This is a genomic window from Colwellia sp. NW0002-52-1, from assembly GCF_057550865.1.
Map to the genome: position 1 here is coordinate 1 of NZ_BAAJLU010000043.1, position 2626 is coordinate 2626.

Here is a 2626-nt window from a genome sequence, read left to right on the forward strand (position 1 = left end):
TTAGTGGAATCTACTGGAAAGTAGAACGATACAGGGTGATAGTCCCGTACACGAAAATAAACTTATCATGAAATCGAGTAGGTCGGCACACGTGAAACGTTGACTGAACATGGGGGGACCATCCTCCAAGGCTAAATACTCCTAACTGACCGATAGTGAACCAGTACCGTGAGGGAAAGGCGAAAAGAACCCCTGTGAGGGGAGTGAAATAGAACCTGAAACCGCATACGTACAAGCAGTGAGAGCCGGATTTAGTCCGGTGATTGCGTACCTTTTGTATAATGGGTCAGCGACTTATATTCTGTAGCAAGGTTAACCGAATAGGGGAGCCGTAGCGAAAGCGAGTGTTAACTGCGCGTTTAGTTGCAGGGTATAGACCCGAAACCCGGCGATCTACCCATGGGCAGGTTGAAGGTTGAGTAACATCAACTGGAGGACCGAACACACGTATGTTGAAAAATGCGGTGATGACTTGTGGGTCGGAGTGAAAGGCTAATCAAGCCGGGAGATAGCTGGTTCTCCCCGAAATCTATTTAGGTAGAGCCTCGCACGAACACCATTGGGGGTAGAGCACTGTTAAGGCTAGGGGGTCATCCCGACTTACCAACCCTTTGCAAACTCCGAATACCAATGAGTGATATGCGGGAGACACACTACGGGTGCTAACGTCCGTTGTGAAGAGGGAAACAACCCAGACCGCCAGCTAAGGTCCCAAAGTACTAGTTAAGTGGGAAACGATGTGGAAAGGCATAGACAGCTAGGAGGTTGGCTTAGAAGCAGCCATCCTTTAAAGAAAGCGTAATAGCTCACTAGTCGAGTCGGTCTGCGCGGAAGATGTAACGGGGCTAAACTAGTCACCGAAGCTGCGGATTCATAATTTATTATGAGTGGTAGGGGAGCGTTCTGTAAGCCGTTGAAGGTGTGTTGTAAAGCATGCTGGAGGTATCAGAAGTGCGAATGCTGACATGAGTAACGATAAGGGGAGTGAAAAACTCCCCCGCCGAAAGACCAAGGTTTCCTGTCCCATGTTAATCAGGGCAGGGTAAGTCGGCCCCTAAGGCGAGGCGGAAACGCGTAGTCGATGGGAAACAGATTAATATTTCTGTACTTCTATATATTGCGAAGGAGGGACGGAGTAGGCTAGGTGAGCACGGCGTTGGTAGTCCGTGTGAAAGTATGTAGGCGGTTGACTTAGGTAAATCCGGGTCTTCATTAACGCTGAGATACGAGACGAGTGTCCAAGGACATGAAGTCATTGATGCCATGCTTCCAGGAAAAGCTTCTAAGCTTCAGATATATAGGAACCGTACCCCAAACCGACACAGGTGGTTAGGTAGAGAATACTAAGGCGCTTGAGAGAACTCGGGTGAAGGAACTAGGCAAAATAGTACCGTAACTTCGGGAGAAGGTACGCTCTCTCGTGTGAATCCCTTGCGGAGTAAGCACAGGAGAGTCGAAGTAACCAGGTGGCTGGAACTGTTTATTAAAAACACAGCACTGTGCAAAATCGAAAGATGACGTATACGGTGTGACGCCTGCCCGGTGCCGGAAGGTTAATTGATTGGGTTATCTTCGGAGAAGCTCATGATCGAAGCCCCGGTAAACGGCGGCCGTAACTATAACGGTCCTAAGGTAGCGAAATTCCTTGTCGGGTAAGTTCCGACCTGCACGAATGGCGTAATCATGGCCACACTGTCTCCACCCGAGACTCAGTGAAATTGAAATTGCGGTTAAGATGCCGTATACCCGCGGCTAGACGGAAAGACCCCGTGAACCTTTACTATAGCTTGACAGTGAACATTGCTCCTACATGTGTAGGATAGGTGGGAGGCTTTGAAACTTTGTCGCCAGATGAAGTGGAGCCAACCTTGAAATACCACCCTTGTATGCGTGATGTTCTAACCTAGGGCCCTAATCGGGCTTGGGGACACTGTCTGGTGGGTAGTTTGACTGGGGCGGTCTCCTCCTAAAGAGTAACGGAGGAGCACGAAGGTTGGCTAAGTACGGTCGGACATCGTACGGTTAGTGCAATGGCATAAGCCAGCTTAACTGCGAGACAGACACGTCGAGCAGGTACGAAAGTAGGTCATAGTGATCCGGTGGTTCTGTATGGAAGGGCCATCGCTCAACGGATAAAAGGTACTCCGGGGATAACAGGCTGATACCGCCCAAGAGTTCATATCGACGGCGGTGTTTGGCACCTCGATGTCGGCTCATCACATCCTGGGGCTGAAGTCGGTCCCAAGGGTATGGCTGTTCGCCATTTAAAGTGGTACGCGAGCTGGGTTTAGAACGTCGTGAGACAGTTCGGTCCCTATCTGCCGTGGGCGTTTGAGAATTGAAGAGGGCTGCTCCTAGTACGAGAGGACCGGAGTGGACGAACCGCTGGTGTTCGGGTTGTTATGCCAATAGCATTGCCCGGTAGCTACGTTCGGAACTGATAACCGCTGAAAGCATCTAAGCGGGAAGCAGGCTTTGAGATGAGTTCTCACTGGAGCTTTAAGCTCCCTAAAGGGTCGTTGGAGACTACAACGTTGATAGGTTGGGTGTGGAAGTGCTGCGAGGCATTGAGCTAACCAATACTAATTACCCGTGAGGCTTAACCATACAACACCCAAGTGGTTTT

General features: G+C 50.1%; 1 rRNA gene. It reads left to right on the forward strand.

Going from position 1 to position 2626, the window contains the following annotated elements:
- Positions 1–2607 (forward strand): 23S ribosomal RNA (locus AC27H3_RS17995); the annotation flags it as partial.
- Positions 2608–2626: the final 19 nt, after the last annotated feature.